General features: G+C 65.5%; 10 protein-coding genes. 1 reads left to right on the forward strand and 9 read right to left on the reverse strand.

Annotated features, from left to right (window positions below; all coding sequences use genetic code 11):
• Positions 1 to 6: 6 nt before the first annotated feature.
• The 7 genes from ABD791_RS09295 to ABD791_RS09325 form a co-directional block, all read right to left on the reverse strand.
• Positions 7 to 1,296: an ABC transporter substrate-binding protein gene (locus tag ABD791_RS09295; protein WP_345065262.1), complete on the reverse strand. Its 1,290-nt coding sequence runs from the start codon at positions 1,294 to 1,296 to the stop codon at positions 7 to 9.
• Between the two features lie 219 nt (positions 1,297 to 1,515).
• Complete coding sequence (locus ABD791_RS09300; protein ID WP_345065265.1) at positions 1,516 to 2,406, reverse strand: ABC transporter substrate-binding protein; 891 nt, start codon at positions 2,404 to 2,406, stop codon at positions 1,516 to 1,518.
• Between the two features lie 223 nt (positions 2,407 to 2,629).
• Positions 2,630 to 3,706, reverse strand: coding sequence for an aspartate-semialdehyde dehydrogenase (locus ABD791_RS09305; RefSeq protein WP_345065268.1), 1,077 nt, complete (start codon positions 3,704 to 3,706; stop codon positions 2,630 to 2,632).
• Between the two features lie 187 nt (positions 3,707 to 3,893).
• Positions 3,894 to 5,216 (reverse strand): aspartate kinase, encoded by a 1,323-nt coding sequence (locus tag ABD791_RS09310; protein ID WP_345065271.1) that lies wholly within the window; start codon positions 5,214 to 5,216, stop codon positions 3,894 to 3,896.
• A 226-nt stretch (positions 5,217 to 5,442) separates the two neighbouring features.
• Entirely contained in the window at positions 5,443 to 6,954 is a 1,512-nt protein-coding gene (locus ABD791_RS09315; protein ID WP_345065274.1) for a leucine-rich repeat domain-containing protein, read from the reverse strand.
• A gap of 389 nt (positions 6,955 to 7,343) precedes the next feature.
• Entirely contained in the window at positions 7,344 to 7,943 is a 600-nt protein-coding gene (recR, locus tag ABD791_RS09320) for a recombination mediator RecR (protein ID WP_345065277.1), read from the reverse strand.
• Positions 7,944 to 7,946: 3 nt separating this feature from the next.
• Positions 7,947 to 10,520 (reverse strand): DNA polymerase III subunit gamma and tau, encoded by a 2,574-nt coding sequence (locus ABD791_RS09325; RefSeq protein WP_345065280.1) that lies wholly within the window; start codon positions 10,518 to 10,520, stop codon positions 7,947 to 7,949.
• A gap of 293 nt (positions 10,521 to 10,813) precedes the next feature.
• Between ABD791_RS09325 and ABD791_RS09330 the strand changes: the two genes are divergently transcribed.
• Positions 10,814 to 14,527: an InlB B-repeat-containing protein gene (locus tag ABD791_RS09330; protein WP_345065283.1), complete on the forward strand. Its 3,714-nt coding sequence runs from the start codon at positions 10,814 to 10,816 to the stop codon at positions 14,525 to 14,527.
• A gap of 261 nt (positions 14,528 to 14,788) precedes the next feature.
• On the opposite strand, the gene ABD791_RS09335 is transcribed toward ABD791_RS09330, so the two are convergent.
• Both ABD791_RS09335 and ABD791_RS09340 read right to left on the reverse strand, forming a co-directional pair.
• Entirely contained in the window at positions 14,789 to 16,246 is a 1,458-nt protein-coding gene (locus ABD791_RS09335; RefSeq protein ID WP_345065287.1) for a phytoene desaturase family protein, read from the reverse strand.
• Positions 16,247 to 16,593: 347 nt separating this feature from the next.
• Positions 16,594 to 20,022, reverse strand: coding sequence for a choice-of-anchor G family protein (locus ABD791_RS09340; RefSeq protein WP_345065290.1), 3,429 nt, complete (start codon positions 20,020 to 20,022; stop codon positions 16,594 to 16,596).
• Positions 20,023 to 20,043: the final 21 nt, after the last annotated feature.

Below are 20,043 nucleotides of genomic sequence, written 5' to 3' on the forward strand. Positions count from 1 at the left end.
ATAGCCCTACTTGCCGGTCTTGCTGGTGATCAGTTTCTCGACGTCGTCGAGCGTGCCTTGCGCGTCGCCCTTGCCCTGGTAGAACGCGAGCATCATGTCGCTGACGTCGGTCGAGAGTCCGGGAACGCCGGCCTCGGTCGCCGGACCGGCAAAGCCGATGTCCCGCATGTCGAGGAAGGTCTGGGCGTGCGCCGGGTAGCCGTCCTTGAGCACGACGTCGTCTGCCCCCTTGATCGATGGCACCGCGTTTCCGCCACCGGCGAGACGGAAGGTCTGGCCTTCTGCACTCAGAAACTCGGTCCAGAACGTGAACGCGGCGTCCTTCGCCTTCGTGCCTGCGTTGATCGCGAGGTAGGAGGCGGCGACGCCGGTCGGTGCCGGGGTTCCGTCGGGGGTCGGCCACGCGACGATGTCGTAATCGTCCTGCACGCCGGCCGACTCAACGGTGCCGATCGTGTAGCGACCCTGCGAGAAGAAGCCGGCCTTGTGGGTGACGAAGACGCTGTCGGCGCCGGCGCCGGCTGGCAATGTGTCGGCAACGACGAAGGTGCCGTCGTTGAAGTTCTTGCCGAGTTCGGCAACCGCGGCGACCGACGTCTTGTCGGTGTTCGCGACAAATTTGCCTGCCTTGTCGAATGCGGTGCCGCCCTGCGAGGAGATCCAGCTGTAGTGGGTGGCCCAGTAGTTCCAGAACAGCGAGCCGGTCAGGCCGGCGGCCTTGAGCTTCTCGTTCATGTCGAGGTATTTCTCGGTGGTCCATTCGCCGGCTGCCGCGAGGGTGGCCGGGTCTTCGGTGACGCCGGCGTTCTTGAGGGCGACCTTGTCGTACCAGAGCACGTCGGGGTTCGAGTCATTCGGAGCCGCGAAGATTTCTTTGTCAGTCTTGGCTGCACCGAACAGGCCGGGGAAGAAATCGTCTGGTTTGGTCTCGCTCGCCGGCGATTCCATCAGGTCGGTCAGCGGCATCAGACGCTTGGATGCGACGAACTGGCCGATTTTGTCGTCTCCGACGTAGAACACATCAGGAGCGGTGTTCGAGGTCAGCTGCGCGAGAAGTTTGGAGTGGTAATCGCTATATGACGCGACCGGCTGAAGCTTGACGGTGATGTCAGGGTGGCGCTTCATGAACTCGGTATTGAACTCGTAGAAGCGAGTGAGCTCTTCAGGGGTACCCCAGGTCGACCAAACGATGGAGTTCGGGTCTGACCTGGCCGATGTTCCGCTACACGCGGCCATTGAGAGCGCAATCGCCGCGGCAGCGCCAATCGCAATAAGTCGTCTCGACTTTGAGAACATACAGGTACCTCTTTCAGGTGACAGTTGTTCCTGTATTCTGTATACAGGAAGCGCGCTTGTCAAAACGACACGGGTTGCGCGTGTCATCTCCCGAGGTTTTCTCAGCCGTCGGAGTCCGCCTCCGCTGCGCGGCACAACGAAGGCGGGCGAGCAAGGGAGACGGCTGTGCCGCTCCCCCGCCCGCCCGCCCGCCTTCGCGGGGTACGGTGCTGGTGTCGCTTAGCCGTTGGCCGCCGCGTCGATCGTGATGCTGTTCAAGCCGCCGTCAGCGACGCCCCAGGAGTCAAGAATCGTGTCGTAACTGCCGTCGTCGATCATCGACTGGAGGGCAGCCTGTACGGCTTCGGCCATGCCCGTGCCCTTGGCCGTTGCGATTCCGTAGGGTGCTTCATCGAACGTCTTGCCCGCCGGGATGAGCTTGCCCTTGGTTTGCGCGATGGCGTAGAGCGCAACCGGCGAGTCAGCGGTCCAGGCGTCGGCCTGGCCGAGCACGACGGCGTTCACCGCGGCATCCTGAGTGTCGAAACGCACCTTCTCGATCGCCGCCTGCCCGGCGGCGACGCAGGCGTCACTCTTAGCAGGGATCTCCTCGGTGTCCTGCACCGTGTTCGACTGCACAGCAACCTTCAGACCGCAGGCGTTGTTCGGGTCGACATCAGTGCCATCTTGCGAAGCCCATTGGATTCCGGCCGTGTAGTGGTTGACGAAGGAGACGACCTTCTCACGCTCGACGGTGTCGGTGAACGAGGACATGCCCATGTCGAGTTGGCCTCCGACAATGCTGGGGATGATGCTGTCGAAGAGTGCAACTTTGTATTCGGTGGTCAGACCGAGCTTGCCGGCGATGCCCTCTGCGAGCTCGATGCCCCACCCGGTTGGATTGCCGTCGGCGTCCTTGTACTCGTTCGGGGCCGACTGCGCGTCGGTGCCGATGCGCAGAACGCCGGCCTTGGCGATCGAAGCAGGAAGCAGCGCGACGGCTGCCGAGTCCACCTCGGTGGCCGCGGAGTTGGTGCCGCTTTCGGCGGCCGGTGCGGAGTTGTCAACGCATCCGGTCAAGACAAGGGCCGCCGTGGCTGCCAGTACCGGAAGCATGAGTCGAACGCGCATAGTCATTCCTCTTTCGCTGTGTGTATCGCGCGCCGCTGCCAGAGCGGTCGCGGGCCGATTGTTCACTCGTGCCACATCGGCCTTGCATCGTTGCATTCTGCACACTGTATAGGTACAGAGGCTCCCGCCCGAAATGACCGGCGGCACGCGAAGACGGCACCCGCGAATCGCGGGTGCCGTCGTGCACAGGCGGGCCGGTGCGGTGTTTGTGCAGGAGCGCTGGTCAGCCCGCGAGCGCCTGGGCTGCGAGCACATCGGCAGCCACCAGTTCGGCGATCTGCACGGCATTCAGGGCCGCGCCCTTGCGCAGGTTGTCGTTGCTGATGAACAAGGCGATACCCCGGCCATCCGGTGCGCCCTCGTCCTGACGGATGCGACCGACAAAGCTGTCGTCCTGGCCGGCGGCTTCGAGCGGGGTCGGGATGTCGGTGAGCGTGACGCCCGGCGCATCCGTCAACAGTTCGGTGGCGCGTGCCGCGGAAAGCGGACGCGCGAATTCGGCGTTGATCGACAGCGAGTGACCGGTGAAGACCGGAACGCGCACGCAGGTGCCGCTGACGCGCAGTTCGGGGAGTTCGAGGATCTTGCGCGACTCGTTGCGCAGCTTCTTCTCTTCGTCGGTCTCGTTGGAGCCGTCGTCGACGATGGAGCCGGCCATCGGGATCACGTCGAACGCGATCGGGCGCGCGTAGATGGTGGGGGTCGGCAGAGTGACGGCCGTGCCGCTGTGCACGAGCTGTAGCAGGTTCTCGTCTTCAACAGCGACGCGCACCTGGGTGGCGAGTTCCTGGGCGCCGACGAGGCCGCTCCCGGAGACAGCCTGGTAGGTGCTCACGGTGAGGCGTTCGAGGCCTGCCTCATCGTGCAGCACCTTGAGCACGGGCATGGCGGCCATCGTGGTGCAGTTCGGGTTCGCGATGATTCCCTTGACGGCCTGCTTGATAGCCTCTGGGTTGACCTCGCTGACGACCAGGGGAACCTCGGGGTCCATCCGCCAGCCCGACGAATTGTCGATCACCGTGACGCCGGCCGCGGCGAACCGGGGCGCCTGCGCCTTGGAGAGTGTGGCGCCGGCGGAGAAGATGGCGATGTCGAGCCCGATCGGGTCGGCCGTCGCGGAATCCTCGACGACGATCTGCTCGCTCTTCCAGGGCAGAACCTTGCCGGCCGAGCGAGCCGAGGCGAAGTAACGGATGCGGGCAACCGGAAAGTCGCGCTCTTCGAGCAGACGGCGCACGACGGCTCCGACCTGTCCGGTGGCTCCGACGACGCCGATGTTGATTCCTGCGGTGCTGGTCACTGTGCTTCCTTACGTGTCATTCGTCAGTCGTTTGCGGTGACTCTCGTCGCATCCGCGTTGGTAACTCCGGTAATTCTCGCAAATACACCCGGATTAGACCTGAATCAGGCACTTCGGAGCGAGATTACCGGAGTTAGCCACACACCCTGAGGAGGAGGAGGGGCGCTCTCTGGTGCGAGGGGCCGGCCTAGCGGCCGGTGCCGCCGTGCACCTCTGCGGCGGTGTCGGCGTCGAGGCCGAACGCCGTGTGCACGATGCGCAGCGCCGTGTTGACGCTGTCGGCACGGGTGACGACCGAGATGCGGATCTCGCTCGTGGAGATCATCTCAATGTTGATCCCGGCATCGGAGAGCGCTTCGAAGAGCTTCGCCGAGACACCCGAGTTGGTGCGCATTCCGGCGCCGACGAGCGCGAGCTTGCCGATCTGGTCGTCGTACTGCAGCGACTCGAAACCGGCCTGGTCCTTCTCGGCCTCAAGTGCCTGCATGACGCGGTGGCCGTCGTTCATCGGAACGGTGAAGGAGATATCGGTTCGACCCGTCACTGCCGACGACACGTTCTGCACGATCATGTCGACGTTGGCGTTCGTCTTGGCGACGATCTTGAAAATCTGAGCGGCCTTGCCCGGAATGTCGGGCACGCCCACAATCGTGATCTTGGCTTCGCTGAGGTCGGCTGCAACACCGGCAATCATCGGGTTTTCCACGACAGTCTCTTTTCTCTCTGACACGGTCTCATCGGTGCCGCCCGCGATCCCCGGGCGACCGGTGGCGCTATCGGGGTTGTAGACGATGGTGCCTTCGTTGTTGTTGAACGACGAACGAACGTGAAGCACCACGTTGTGGCGTCTGGCATATTCCACGGCGCGAATATATAGAACCTTGGCTCCGTTGGCCGCGAGCTCGAGCATCTCTTCGCTCGTGATCCGGTCAATTTTGCGGGCCAAGGGAACGACGCGGGGGTCCGAGGTGTACACGCCGTCGACATCCGTGTAGATCTCGCAGATGTCGGCGTTCAGCGCGGCAGCGAGGGCGACGGCCGTGGTGTCTGAGCCACCGCGGCCGAGGGTGGTGATGTCCTTGGTGTCACGGTTGAAGCCCTGGAAGCCGGCGACAATGACGATGGCGCCCTCGTCGAGAGCCTCGCGCAGGCGCACCGGCGTGACGTCGACGATGCGGGCTGAGCCGTGCTGTGCATCGGTGATCATGCCGGCCTGGCTGCCGGTGAATGAGCGGGCGTCGTGGCCCATGCTCTTGATCGCCATAGCGAGAAGCGCCATCGAGATGCGCTCTCCGGCGGTGAGCAGCATGTCGAGCTCACGCGGAGCAGGAATCGGCGTGACCTCGTGGGCGAGGTCAAGCAACTCGTCTGTCGTGTCGCCCATGGCGCTCACGGCGACGACCACATCGTGGCCGGCCTTTCGGGTCTCGACGATCCGCTTGGCGACGCGTCGGATGCCCTCGGCATCGGAGACGGACGACCCGCCGAACTTTTGCACGATCAAACTCACGTGGCACTCCTGAGGTTGGGATGTCCGAGCAGGGCTCGGACTTCAATCCTATGTGCTGGCATATTCCTTGAAAGCCATGTGACGAACGCCACGCGACGTCCAGAGGACGGAGGTTGCAGCAGGCCTTGCGAAGCCAGGTGCCGGCGGGGCGAACGCGAGAAAACGGGCGGGTGCCCGGCCTTGATCGGCCGGGCACCCGCCCGTTCAATTTGCGGGGAGCGTGTGGCTACGCGCGCCGCCGAACGCGGATCAGCAGAGCACCGCCGCCGAGCACGAGCAGCGCGGCCGGGATCAGCCAGCCGGCGAGATCAAAGCCGGTCTCGGCGAGCACTGCCGCCGGCTGCGCGGCAGGAGGTGCTGGCGGTGCCGGTGGCGCAGGCGGTTCGGGCGCAACCGGCGGAGCGGTCGGTGGTGTGGGCGGTTCGACCGGCGGCTTGGGCGGATCAGTCGGCGGCTTCGGCGGAGTGGTGGGCGGGTCAGTCGGCGGCTTCGGCGGATTGGTCGGCGGCTTCGGAGCCGCGACGGAGAACTCGATCGTTCCGGAGAAGACCTGATAGAACTCGCCTCCGTGCCCATACGGCTCACTCAACCAGCTCAGCGTGTAGGTTCCGGGCGTCGAAAAAACGAGTTCGCGAGAGTCGGAGCTGAGCGTGGCATGAGCCGCGGCGAGCGACTCCGCGCTCGGCGCGAGGATTTCACCGCCGAAGCCTCGGAGCGGGTTCACAACGGTCTCGCCAACGGTCACTGACCCGTACGTCACCCGCTGCTCATCCAGCGTCACATAGGCCGATTCATCGATCGACGAAATATCGCTGAGCGCAGCACCGGTGCCGGTGACCCATTCCAGCCTCAGGGCGCTGAGTCCATCCACGCTGGAGACCGGCGTTGACTCAAAACTCAGGTGGAGGAGCCCAGTGATACCGGCGAGCGGCTGCACATCGTGTACGTCGGTGTTGTCAAAGCTCAGCTCGGTGATGGCAGTCAGCGCCGCGAGCGGCGAGAGGTCGCTAACCTCGGTATCGTCAAACGACAGCCGCGTGAGGCCTGTCATCGCTGCAAGCGGCCCGAGATCGCTCACCCGGGTTCCATCGAGATTCAGATCCGTCATGTTGCTCAGGAGCGCAAGAGGTGAGAGATCGCTCACCTGCGTGCCATCGAGATTCAGTTCCGACAAGCTGCTCAGGAGTTTAAGAGGCGAGAGGTCGCTCACCTGCGTGCCTTCGAGGTCCAGCACGGAGAGGGCACTCAACGAGGCGAGAGGTGAAATGTCACTCAGCGGCGCATCGTTGACCATGAGCGTTGTGAGGTGCGAAAGCGTGCCAAACGGAGCGATATCGGTGACGAGCGCTCCGTCGAGGTAGAGAGTCGTCAGCGCCGGATGGGCGTTCAAGGGGGTGAAATCAACGATCTGGGAGCCGCGGAGTATGAGGGTATCGAGATGGGGCATGGCGGCCACATCGGGCAGAGCCGTCGTGGGAGCGTTGCCGATGTTCAGCCGGGTGAGGTTCGACAGACCATTGAGCGGGGTGAGATCGGTGATCGCCGGAAGTGGCGGGGACCAGTAAAGGTTGCGATAGATGTCCACCGTGGTCAGCGCGGTGAGTGTGGCCAACGGTGCGAGAGAGGTGATCTCGCCCTCAGATACGTTAAGCAACGTCAAGCTCGTCGCATGTTCAAGTCCGGTGAGATCCTTGACGCCGGAGCAGAAGATGCTCGTGACCGTTCCGATTTCTTCCACCGTGAGTGGGGACGTTCGCGGCCGAAACCAGTCCACCTGCGCGTTCAGACATGAGGCGAGAACCGCGTCGGGCACAGCCGCCGGAGTATCGACTGCGAATGCCGGGGTCGCGATACCCGCAACACCCAGCATTGTGGCGAGTGCAACTCCGAGCGCCCCAATCGTGGCTTGTCTTCTCGTGCGCACCGTGTTCCCCCTGCCGCAACCCCGGTTGCTGTTGATGTCAGTGTGCAGGCGAGCCGAGACTGATTCGACGCCGTGCACATACCGGGTCCAGTGAATCAGGCACGCCCGTGCGAAAAATAGGTACCTAGGTCGCTAGTTTTCTGGTCAGGAAGTCGCGCGTGCTCCTGGCTGTCGACACTCGCGGTCGCACGGAGGACGACGTACTACGCTCCGACGACCCGACGCCCCTCGAACGCACGGCCCAGGGTGACCTCGTCGGCATACTCAAGGTCTCCGCCGACGGGCAGGCCGGAAGCCAGGCGCGTGACCCGGATCTCCAGCGTGTTGAGCAGTCGCGACAGATAGGTCGCCGTCGCCTCGCCCTCCAAGTTGGGGTCGGTCGCGATGATGACCTCTTGAACCGTGCTGTCGGCCAGCCGCTGCATGAGCTGACGGATGCTGAGATCGTCGGGTCCGATGCCGTCGATGGGGCTGATCGCCCCGCCGAGCACGTGGTAGAGACCCCTGAACTCGCGGGTGCGCTCGATCGCCACGACGTCTTTGGCCTCTTCGACGACGCAGATCAGGGCCGGGTCACGGCGCGGGTCACGGCAGATGCTGCAGGTCTGCTGTTCTGACACGTTGCCGCAAATGTCGCAGAAGCGCACCTTTTCACGCACCTCGAGCAGCACGTTGGCCAGGCGCGTCACATCGAAGGTCTGCGTCTGCAGAATGTGGAACGCGATGCGCTGCGCTGACTTCGGACCGATGCCGGGCAGTCGGCCCAATTCGTCGATCAGTTCTTGAACAATGCCTTCGTACATGCGTTAGTCGCCTCGCGGTCGGGGTGCCGAGTTGTGCGGCTGTTCTTCAAGGAAGGTGGCGCCGAGAACTTCGCGCACCACTGATTCGCCGTAGCGCTGCTTCTCACCGAAGGCCGGTGCGGTGCTCGGTGCGGATGCGGCGGGGCGCTTGATCGGGACCGATGCGGTGACCGGAGGGCGCGGCGCCGAGTCGACAGCGGCGGCGACCGGAGCGGAAGCAACCGGAGCGACCTGCGGTCGGGCAATCGGCGGGATCGAAACCGGAGGAATCGAGGCAGACGTCGTCGAAGCCGGCCGCGACTCCGGCATGCTCGCCTCATCGGGTGCGACGAATCGGTCGGTCGGCGGCTCGGTCTCGGGCGGAACGTCGTCGTCGAAAGGCGGCGGCTCTTCATCGAAGGGCGGCTCGTCACTCGACGGTGCCGCCGCGGGGGCAGCCGCCTGAACGGTCGAAGCAGCCGACGCGGCTGGCACGGGCGCCACTGGTGCTGGCTGCCCCGGTGCCGACTCTTCCGGTGCCGACGATACTGACGCTACCGCGCTGTCCGATCCGGGAATCGCAACCGTCGCCCATCCCGTTGCCGACGACGCGGTGCTCGTCACCGGAGCCGGTGTCGCACGGGAGTCCGGAGTGCTCGCGGCAGAGGCACGAGGGACAGACGCGCTTGAGGTGGAAGTGGTCGGCACAGACCCAACCGGTGCGGCCGGAGGAGTCGCGCGAGTTGCGGCATCCGTTGCCGCAGCACCCGTCGGCGCAGCATTTGTCGGCGCTGCAGTTGTCGGCGCTGCACTCGGCGTTGCGGCCGACCCGCTGCTGCGCGTGGGCGGAGTGGCCCCCGCGGCGGTGTCGGCGCGCGCGATGAACTTCACCCGGAGCCCGAGCACCTCGATGATCGCGGCACGCAGGTAGTCGCTCACCCCGGTGTTCGTCGGCTGCTGCTGCTTGAAACTTGTGACGTCGCCCTCGCTCGGGAACGACAGCACCAGGATGTCGTCGCCGCGCAATTCGAGCACGGTCGCGGTGAGAATGATCAGCCACGCGCTCAGCTTGGCGGTCTTGACCTCGTCGAGAATCTCAGGCCAGGAATCTTTGATCTGCGCCACCGTGACGGGGCCGACCGGAAGAACACGCGCCTTGGCCGCGGGAGTGGGAGCGGCTTCGGCCGGAGCCGATTGCACTGCTGCGACCGGTGCCGCCGTCTTCGCGGCAGCCGGGTTAGAGGTCGGGGCTGGAGTCGTGACCGGCGCAGCAACGGGGGCCGCTGGTGCAGCAGCCGCCGGCGTTGCAGCTGGTGGCGCCGACGCAGCCGGAACCGACGCAACGGGAACCGCAGCGGAAGCCGGCGCGGAAGCGACCGGCGTCGCAGCACCCGCTGCAGAAGAAACAGCAGGCACAGCGCCGTCTCCGCCATCGACACCGATCCGTCGTTCGAGCCGCTCGACCCTGGCCAACGCGCCGCGGTTCGAATCGTCGCTCGCCGGAATCAGCGCGCGCGCGATCATCAGCTCAAGGTGCAGGCGCGGCGAAGTGGCCCCGCTCATCTCACTGAGTGCTGCGTTCAGGATATCGGCGGTGCGCGAGAGCTCGGCCGGGCCGAACTTCGACGCCTGCACAGCCATCCGGTCAAGCTCGTCTTGCGGAACTCCGCGCAGCACAGCCGCAGCAGCGGTCGCCGAGGTGGCGGCGACGATGATGAGGTCGCGCATCCGTTCAAGGAGGTCTTCAACAAAACGGCGCGGGTCTTGGCCGGTCTGAATCACCCGGTCGACGGCGTCGAACGCGGCCGACGAGTCGCGGGCGCCGATCGCGTCGACGGCGTCGTCAAGCAGCGACGCGTGGGTGTAGCCGAGCAGGGAGACCGCGCGCTCGTACTCGACCGAGTTGTCGTCGGAGCCGGCCATCAGCTGGTCGAGCAGCGACAGCGTGTCACGCGGTGAACCGCCGCCGGCCCGCACGACGAGGGGAAGCACGCCGGGGGCGACCTTCATTCCCTCGCTGTCGCAGAGCCCCTGCACGTATTCGAGCATCGGCGCCGGCGGCACCAGCCGGAACGGATAATGGTGGGTGCGCGAACGGATGGTGCCGATCACTTTGTCGGGCTCGGTCGTCGCGAAGATGAACTTCACGTGCTCCGGCGGCTCTTCAACGATCTTGAGCAGAGCGTTGAAGCCCTGCGGGGTGACCATGTGTGCCTCATCGAGGATGAAAATCTTGTAGCGGTCGCGGGCCGGTGCAAAAATCGCACGCTCTCGGATGTCGCGGGCGTCGTCGACACCGTTGTGGCTCGCCGCGTCGATCTCGACGACGTCGAGCGATCCGCTGCCGTCACGAGACAGCTCGACACAGCTCGGACACACGCCGCACGGAGTGTCGGTGGGACCCTCGGCACAATTCAGGCAGCGAGCCAGAATGCGGGCGGATGTCGTCTTGCCACAGCCGCGCGGGCCGCTGAACAGATAGGCATGATTCACCCGGTTCGTGCGCAGGGCCGTCATCAGCGGATCGGTCACCTGCGACTGTCCGATCATCTCGGAAAATGTCTCTGGCCGGTAACGGCGATACAGGGCTGTAACCACGAATCAATCGTAGTCGGAGCCGCTGACAAAGAACCCGGGAGCGGCCCCGACTCCAATTCGCTCGAGGCAACGGCGCCTTGATCCGATCCCCAGGAGACGCGTGAACGCGGATTCGCCCCGAACAGGTGTCAATAGAGGGGCGATTCACCCCCGGATTGGGGGATCAAAACGCCCTTCTACCGGGCTTTTGTGTCAGTGCTGAGGGGGACAGTTCCCTATCGTTAAAAGCTGATTCCCTTTCCACGTGATCGAACACGTCGCTTCCGGGGGCTTCGATACTAGGGGGAACTTTCGTGACCAACGCTCGTCCGCGCTCGCGCACTATGCCATTTGGCGCTCTCGCCACGGCCACACTTCTGGCTGCGGGGCTCGCGATTGTTCCTGCCCTCCCTGCGACGGCTGCTCCCCTTGCCGCATCCGTGGGCGATGCCACGCAACTGAACGCAGCCCTCCTCGCATCCGCGGACAACCCGACAGACATCACCCTGACCGCGAATATCACCACCGGCGGCATTGCGGTCCCCCCGACGGGCACCGTGACGCTGCGGCTCAACGGCAACACACTGACCGCCACCGGCGCCCAGGATCGCGCGGGCATTGCCGTTCCAGTCGGGGCACATCTGACCGTGGCTGGACCCACTGGCTCGTCGATCATCGCCACCGGCGGTTCGTACGGGGCCGGAATCGGCGGATCGAACGGCGAGAGCTCGGGCACGATCAATATTGAGAGCGGAACAGTGACCGCCACCGGCGGTCTCCGTGGTGCCGGTATCGGCGGGGGCCAGAACGGCGCCGGTGGATCGACAGCTATCAGCGGCGGCTCCATCAAGGCCGTGAGCACGAGCGTTGGCGCGGGAATCGGTGGCGGTCTCTATGGAGCCGCGGGCGCCATCGTCATCAGCGGAGGCACCGTCACCGCATCAGGTGCTCCCCTTAATGGGTCGGGAGTTCCCACCAACGATGGTGGCGCGGGGATCGGCACCGGCTTCACCGGACTCTCCTTTCCGAAGCAGTTTCTTACCGGCGGAAGCGTCACGATCACCGGCGGCGATATCAACGCCGCCGGAGGCTGGTACGGAGCAGGCATTGGCGGCGGCACCGGACTCACGCCGCTGACGATCGACATCACCGGCGGAACGGTCAGAGCCACCGGTTCCATGTATGCGGCGGCACTCGGCGGAAACAGCATGGACCCCGGGGCCACCACGACGATCGGCGCCGGGGCCGAGGTGTACGCAACGAGCCACGCACTCGGAACGGCAATCGGTGCAGGGAAGGATGCGCTGAACCAGGCGCCTCTTGCGACCCCGCTCGCGTTCGGGTCGTTGTCAAATGCCGGAACCCTGCGAATCCCCACCGACTCCTTGGCTATTCCGGCGGGAGTGCTTGTCACCAACACGGGCATTCTGCAAGGCGCCGGCACCATCTTGAACAGAGGCGTGCTCGTGACAAGCGGCACGATGCGGGGTGGCGGAGCAACCGGCAACCTGGGAATCATCCTGAATACCGGTAGCTACGAGCGCCCAGCCTCTCTGTCGCCTCTTCCCTCACTCACGTTCAATCGCAACGACGGTTCGACACCCGCCTCAATCATGCAGGTCTTCGCGTCAAGCCTTGACGTAGCGACTACTGATCCTCAGTCCGGACCGATCCTGAACGGGGTCATCCAGGCGCCGACGCGCACCGGCTACACCTTCAACGGATGGTTCACCGCCGCATCCGGCGGAACCCAGTGGGACCCGGCCACGGCCCTCGCAGGAACCACCACCGTCTATGCACAGTGGACGATTAACAACTACGCCGTGACGTTCGACCACCACAACGGCGCCCCCGACACCAGCACCACCGCCGACCACGGCACGACACTCAGTGCACCGCCGGTCCCGACGCGCGCCGACTACACCTTCAACGGCTGGTTCACCGCAGCCACCGACGGCACCAAGTGGAACTTCGCCACCGACACCATCACCGGCGCCACCACCCTGCACGCACAGTGGACCATCAACACCTACACCGTGACCTTCAACAGCCACGACGGCTCCCCCATCACCGACGGAACAGCAACCCACAACGGACTCGTCATCGAGCCGACCACTCCCCCGACCCGCACGGGCTACACCTTCGACGGCTGGTTCACCGCAGCCACCGACGGCACCAAGTGGAACTTCACCACCGACACCATCACCGGCGCCACCACCCTCCACGCACAGTGGACCATCAACACCTACACCGTGACCTTCAACAGCCACGACGGCTCCCCCATCAGCGACGGAACAGCAACCCACAACGGACTCGTCATCGAGCCGACCACTGCCCCCACCCGCACCGGCTACACCTTCAACGGCTGGTTCACCCAGGCCACCGACGGAACCGCGTGGAACTTCGCCACCGACACCATCACCGGCGCCACCACCCTGCACGCACAGTGGACCATCAACACCTACACCGTGACCTTCAACAGTCAGGGCGGTTCCCCCGTCGCCGACGGAACAGCCACCCACAACGGGCTCGTCCTCCAGCCGACCACTGCCCCCACCCGCACCGGCTACACCTTCAACGGCTGGTTCACCCAGGCCACCGACGGAACCGCGTGGAACTTCGCCACCGACACCATCACCGGCGCCACCACCCTCCACGCACAGTGGACCATCAACACCTACACCGTGACCTTCAACAGCCAAAAGGGCACCGCTGTTGCCAACGGAACAGCCACCTACAACGGGCTCGTCGGAGAGCCGGCCGCTGCGCCCACCCGCACCGGTTACACCTTCAACGGCTGGACCACCACCGCCGACGGCGGAACCCCCTGGGTCTTCGACACCAACCGCGTCACCGGTCCAACCACCATCTACGCCACGTGGACGGCCAAACCCGTCGTTCCGGTCACCGTCACGATGACCTTCGACGCCAAGGGCGGCAGCGCGGTGAAGCCGATCACGGCACCGAAGGGCACGCCGTTCACCGCGCCGAAGGCTCCGACCCGCACCGGATACACCTTTAAGGGCTGGTTCACCGATGCCGCCACCACGAAGGCCTGGGCCTGGAAGACTCCCGCGACCGCCAACCTCAAGGTCGACGCCAAATGGACGAGGAACGCGGCGACCGCCCCGACCGTGCAGCGCGTCGCCGGTGAAGACCGCTACGCGACGTCAATCGCAGTCTCCCAGCTCGGTTACCCGAAGACGGCGCCCGTCGTCTATGTGGCGACTGGCTTGAGTTTTCCCGACGCGCTGGCTGCGGCCCCCGCGGCCGCCAAGCTGGGCGGACCCCTGTTGCTCACGAGCATCGACAACGTGCCGGAGACCGTCAAAGCCGAGATCAAGCGTCTGAAGCCCGCGCGCATCGTTGTTGTCGGTGGCACGGCAGTCATCAGCGACGCCGTGCTGAAGGAACTCACGGCATTGCAGAAGAACACGGTGCGACTCTGGGGTGCCGACCGCTTCCAGACGGCGAACGCGATCATCGCGGATGCCTTCCCCGGCACGGTTTCCGAGAGCTGGCTCGTCACCGGGACGAACTTCCCTGACGCGCTCTCCGCGGCCGCCGTCGCAGGCAGCCGCAAGGTGCCCGTCATGCTGATCGACGGGGCGCAGACCAGCGTCGACAAGGCCACGAAGAACCTGTTCAGCAAGCTCAAGCCCGCGAAGATCACGATCGCCGGCGGCCCTGCCGCGGTGAGCCCCGGCATCGAGACGTCGTTGAAGTCTGGCCACACGGTCTCCCGCTTGGCCGGGGCCGATCGCTACTCCACGAGCCTGGCCATCAACGCGAACAGCTTCACCAACCCGAAGACCGTCTACCTGGCCACCGGCAGCGGCTTCGCAGACGCTCTCGCCGGCGCCGCGGTTGCCGGGGCGACGAATGGTCCGCTCTACGTGATTCCGAACACGTGCGTTCCCAGCGAGATCCTCGCCAAGATCACCGCATGGGGAAGCACCAAGGTCGTCGTCATCGGTGGCACCGCTGCGCTGACCAGCGGCGTCGAAAACCTGGTGCCCTGCGCGTAACGCATTAGCGGCGTGACACCCGCATCAGACAACCGCAGAGAAGGGGGCGGATGCCGGCACACCGGCATCCGCCCCCTTCTCTATCCCCGCGTGCCCTCCCACGCCCGTCGCCGTGACGTAAGGGAGGAGTTTTCGCAACACACCGAGCAAACCAGACGGTTTCACACGGCGTGTCGCAGATTCTCCTCCTTTGCGTGCCGGCGGAGGCGGGTGCGGATGCGCGCGTGGATGCGACTGCGCGAACGGATGCGACGAGCCGCGCTATGAAACGGATTGGGGCGAGTTCGGCGCGAGCGACGGCACCGGCAGCCCGAACACCTCATGCAATGCGAGCCGTGCCGCGTGATATCCGCCCATGCCGTGCACGCCGGGCCCGGGCGGGGTCGCGGCCGAGCAGAGATACAGCCCAGGAGCCGCTCGCCACGGCCGGCTCGACAGCACCGGGCGCGCCAGCAACTGCCTGAAATCTGCGGAACCGGTCGCAATATCACCACCGATGAAGTTCGCATCCGCTTGCTCCAGCTCGGTCGCCGGCGTCGCGCGGGAGGCCAGGATGACGTCGCGAAAGCCCGGCGCGAACCGCTCGATCTGCGCCGTGATCGGCTCGGTCATGTCGCGGTCCGACCCCGCCGGAACGTGCGCGTATGCCCACAGGGTGTGCATTCCGGCCGGCGCGCGCGTCACATCGAACAGGCTCGGCTGCGACACGAGCACGTAGGGCGACCGTGCATATTTGCCCTGCGCCACAGCCGCCTCAGCCGCCGCCACCTCGGCATACCGCCCGCCGACGTGCACGGTTGGGGCCCGGCGCAGATCAGCGCTCGCCCACGGCACCGGCGCCGACAGCGCAAAATCAACTTTCGAGGCTGCGTTGCCCATGCGAAACCGCCCGAGCGCCCGCCGGTACGACGGCGTGAGTCGCTCCCCCGCCAACAGCGCGAGCTGCCGGGCCGAGGTGTCGAAGAACACCGCGCGTGCGGCGGGCAACTCGGCGAGCGAGCCGATGCGGTGGCCGGTCTCGATCACACCCCCGTGGGCCTCGATGTCGGACACCATCGCATCCGTGATCACCTGCGACCCGCCCACCGGAATCGGCCAGCCGACGCTGTGCGCGAGCGTGGCCAACATGAGGCCGGCCGCGGCCGTGCCGAGCGACGGCAGCCGCCCGATCGAGTGCGCGTAGACACCCGCGAGCATGGCCGGCGCCACGTCGCCGCGAAAGCGCAGGCCGGCCAGTGGCGAACCCTGCTCGAGGGCGCGCAGGCCGAAGCCGAGTGCGGTGAGCGGATGCCGCGGCACCGGCAACATCGGCGACGTCACGAACTCAGCGACCCGCTGACCGTTGTCGACGAGAGGTTTCAGCAGGCGCGACCAGGCGGCGCCGTCGCGGCCGAGCCCGTCACTGGTGCGACCCAGGTCGCGCCAGGCGATTCCGGCCCGGCCGTTGTCGAGAGCGTGCCCATAGGAGATCTCCGGTGTGACGAACGCAGTGCGCTCGGTGATTGCGAAGTGTTGGAAGAAGGGCGAGGCGAACGCCATGGCGTGCACGGCCGAGCCCCAGTCATGCCGAAACCCTGGCTCGGTCAGCTCGAGCGTTCGGACGCCTCCACCAATGGTGTCTTCGGCCTCATAGACGCGCACTGAGAGTCCGGCGCGGGCAAGCACAACGGCGGCGGCAAGGCCGTTCGGGCCGCTGCCGACAATGTTTGCGTCGATCACGGAGCCACCTTCGTCTCGTTGCGTTCGGCTCATCTGCACAGCCATACCGTCAGCTTAGGGTGAGCGGTCTCGCAGCGGTCTCGCCGCGCACGAGTTCTGCGCGCGCCGGCCATCCGGCGATTGAGCTTGTCGAAAACACGTGACCCGATCTCGAGACCGGCCCACCGAGTTTCAAGCTCAACCTCCTCCTTTACGTCACACCCGAGACAGATTTTGGGCGCTGCTACGTGGTCGGGCAGGCGGCGGAAGGCCCGCAGCAATGCACATGAGGGGCGGATGCCGGTGGTGCCGGCATCCGCCCCCCTTCTGGTGCGGTTCTCTTATGCGGGCGTCACTCCGCTACTGGGTTACTCGCAGGGCGTCAACTTTTCAACAGCGCTGGTCAGCGCGGCGGTACCGCCGACGACGATGACCTTCGTGGTTTCCCAGGCGGTGATCTTTGTGAGGATTTTGCTGGGCACGCAGTTGTTCGGAATCACGTAGAGCGGGCTGCTCGTCGCCCCGGCAACCGCGGCACCGGCGAGGGCGTCGGCGAAGACAGCGCCGGTGGCGAGGTAGACGGTCTTCGGATTGCTGAAGCTGTTCGCGTTGATCGCCAAGCTCGTGCCGTAGCGGTCGGGTCCGCCGAGGCGGGCGAGCGTGTAGCCAGACTTCAACGAGGCCTCGATGCCGGGGCTCACCGCGGCCGGGCCGCCGGCGATCGTGATCTTCGAAGGCTTGAGCTTGCCCAGCAGGTTCTTCGTTGCCGTGTCGACGCTGCTCTGTGCCCCGTCGACCAGCACGACGGGCACCTTGCGGCTGCCCGCGACGGCGGCGGCCGAGAGTGCGTCAGGGAAGTTTGTCCCGGTGACAAGCCAAGCCTCCGAAACCGTGCCGGGGAAGGCATCCGTGACGATCATTTTTGCCGTCTCGTACCGGTCGGCACCTCCCAATCGCACTGTGTTCAGCTGCAATGCCTTGAGCTGCTTGAGCACGGCATCGCTGATGACGGCTGTGCCGCCAACCACGACGATGCGCGAAGGCTTCAAACGCTTGATCTCAGCTGTGACGTTCGCCGGCAGTGCGTCGATGGTCGTCAGCAACAGGGGCCCGCCGAGCTTGGCGGCTGCCGGAGCGGCAGCCAGCGCGTCGGGAAAGTTCGCGCCGGTCGCCACGTAGACGATGGGCGCCGTCTTCGGGTAACTGGCCTTGGAGAGGGCGACCGCAGTGGCATAGCGGTCATCACCGGAGATGCGCTTCACGGTCGGGGCAGTCGCCGCGTTCTTCGTCCAGCCGGCGTAGAGCTTCACGTTGCCGTTGGCCGGAGTCGACCACACCCACTTCTTCGACGCATCGGAATTGGTGAACCAGCCCTTAAACGCGTACCCGGTGCGGGTCGGATCTTTCGGAGCGGTGAACTTCTTACCCTTCTGCGCGGTGATCGCCTTGACGGCGCTGCCGCCCTGAGCGTTGAAGGTCACGGTGTAGGTGGAGGGAACGTCGGGGTTGGTGGTCGTACCCGCCGTCGTCGTACCCGGAGTCGTCGTACCCGGAGTCGTCGTACCCGGAGTCGTCGTACCCGCCGTCGTCGTACCCGGAGTCGTCGTACCCGGCGTCGTCGTACCCGCAGTCGTCGTACCCGGCGTCGTCGTACCCGCAGTCGTCGTACCCGCCGTCGTCGTACCCGCCGTCGTCGTACCCGCAGTCGTCGTACCCGGAGTCGTCGTACCCGGCGTCGTCGTACCCGCAGTCGTCGTACCCGCAGTCGTCGTACCCGGCGTCGTCGTACCCGCAGTCGTCGTACCCGCAGTCGTCGTACCCGGCGTCGTCGTACCCGCAGTCGTCGTACCCGCCGTCGTCGTACCCGGAGTCGTCGTACCCGGCGTCGTCGTACCCGGCGTCGTCGTACCCGCAGTCGTCGTACCCGGCGTCGTGGTACCCGGCGTCGTCGTACCCGCCGTCGTCGTACCCGGCGTCGTGGTACCCGCAACCGCAACTGTGAAGTTCACCGAAGCCGTCGTCACCTTGAGGCCCGCCGTCTGGGTGACCGTGGCCGTGTAGCTGCCCACCGGAAGTGCGGTGAAGGTCACCGTCCAGGTTCCGTCAGCGGCAGCCGTTGCGGTCTGCGTCTGGCCGCCGGCCACCACCGAGATCGTGGCTCCGGCTTCACCGGTTCCCGTCACTGTGACCGGGGTCGTGCCCGCAGCATCCGCCACAGTGAAGCTGGCATTGTTCGCCGGGCTCGTGATCGCGACCGCTGTGGCAGCTGCGCGAACCGTCGCCGAGGCGAGGTTCACCTGAGCGAGCGGTGTGCCCAGAACCGGCAGGAGTGAGACAACGAGTGCTCGCTCGGTGAATGAACCAGCAGAGACTGCACCGGCCTTCGTGAAGGTTCCGTCAGTCTCCTGCACGTTGGCCTTCAGCGACACCACTCCGTTGACCGCATCGAGCAGCGGTTCGAGGGCAGTGGTCGCGATGAGCACGGAAGGCTGGAACAGTCCATCGCCGACACCCACGCCGGTGATCGCGTTCTTCAACGGAGTCACGATGGCGGGCAGGAGGGTGCCTGTAACCGTGCCGAGAATAGGCGCTACAAGTGCGCCAACGGGAATTCCCAGCAGCGCTGCCTTGACGTCAATCCCTGATCCCGGAACCGTGCCGGCGATGAATTGGCCGACGGTGCCGTTGATCGTCACATCGACATCTGCGACATCGAGAACAATTGCCCTGACCTTGGCGGTCAGCTTGACTGTCAACGTCGCGTTGTTGATCGTGTTGTTGACCGTGGTCACCAGCAGCGCGGGAATCTGGTTCAGCACGCTGTTGATGGAGCTGTTCAAGGCGGTGCGGACAACCACTCCCGAGAGCAGTTCGGTGTTCGGATCGAGATCATTCAGCGTGTGGTCGGCATGGCCGTGAAGTGCGGCGAGATCGATCGTGATCTCACCGGTGGCGAGGTTGATCGTCGTGATTCCGTCGGTACTGACCAAAGGCGCCTGAGTGATTGCGCTCAACGCGGTGCTTAAGTCCACCGTCAGTCCGGCGGTCAAGCCAACATTGTTCACGGTCAGAAGTCCGAGCCCAGCCGTGTTGACGGCGGTTGTGAGCGGCCCAACCACATCGGTGGAAATACCGCTCAGCGTCGAACCGAGAGCCCCAGTGGGCCCTGCCAGGGCATTCACAGTGGTCGACAGCGTGCCTAGCGTGGTGTCCAGGCCGGCTGTGAGTGCAGCAAGCGTGGGGCTCTTGAGAACGACCTTGCCGCCCGCAATCTGATAGTCGCCGGTTGCGAGAGCACCCGGGGTCTGGCTTGCAGTTGCCGAGATCGCGCCGAGCTCGACACGCAGCTCAGAGATGAGTTGCGCAGTGAGCGGGTCGAGGCCCGCGACCGAAAGCAACTGGGTTGCATCCACGAACATGGTGTCGGTCGATCCGCTCGGGCCCGCGGCTATCGCACCGTCAGAACCGATGGCGCCGGATGAGGCGAAGCTCGCGCCATTCGCATCGACCGACGACGCATACTGACCGAGGGCACCGACCCCGATCACAGGGTTGGCGCCGAACAGCTTGATGCCGCTGCCGAGATCTACGTTGAGCGCGCTCAATACGGCCAGCGACAGCGGGCTCGTCGACGCCGCCGGTGAGGAAGGGTTGCCCGAGTATGCGGGTGCCAGCGAGGCCACGCCATCGAGATTGATGACTCCGCCGCCGCTGAGGATTCGCCCCTCGGCCTCAGATTTGTCTCCTGGCGCGGCGAAGGCCGGCGCAGAGAGTCCGGCGAAAGCCAGACTTCCCACGACAGCGAGCGTCACCCCCGT

Origin of the sequence: Glaciibacter kafniensis, from assembly GCF_039538945.1 — a bacterium.
GTDB classification, from domain to species: Bacteria; Actinomycetota; Actinomycetes; order Actinomycetales; family Microbacteriaceae; genus Cryobacterium; species Cryobacterium kafniensis.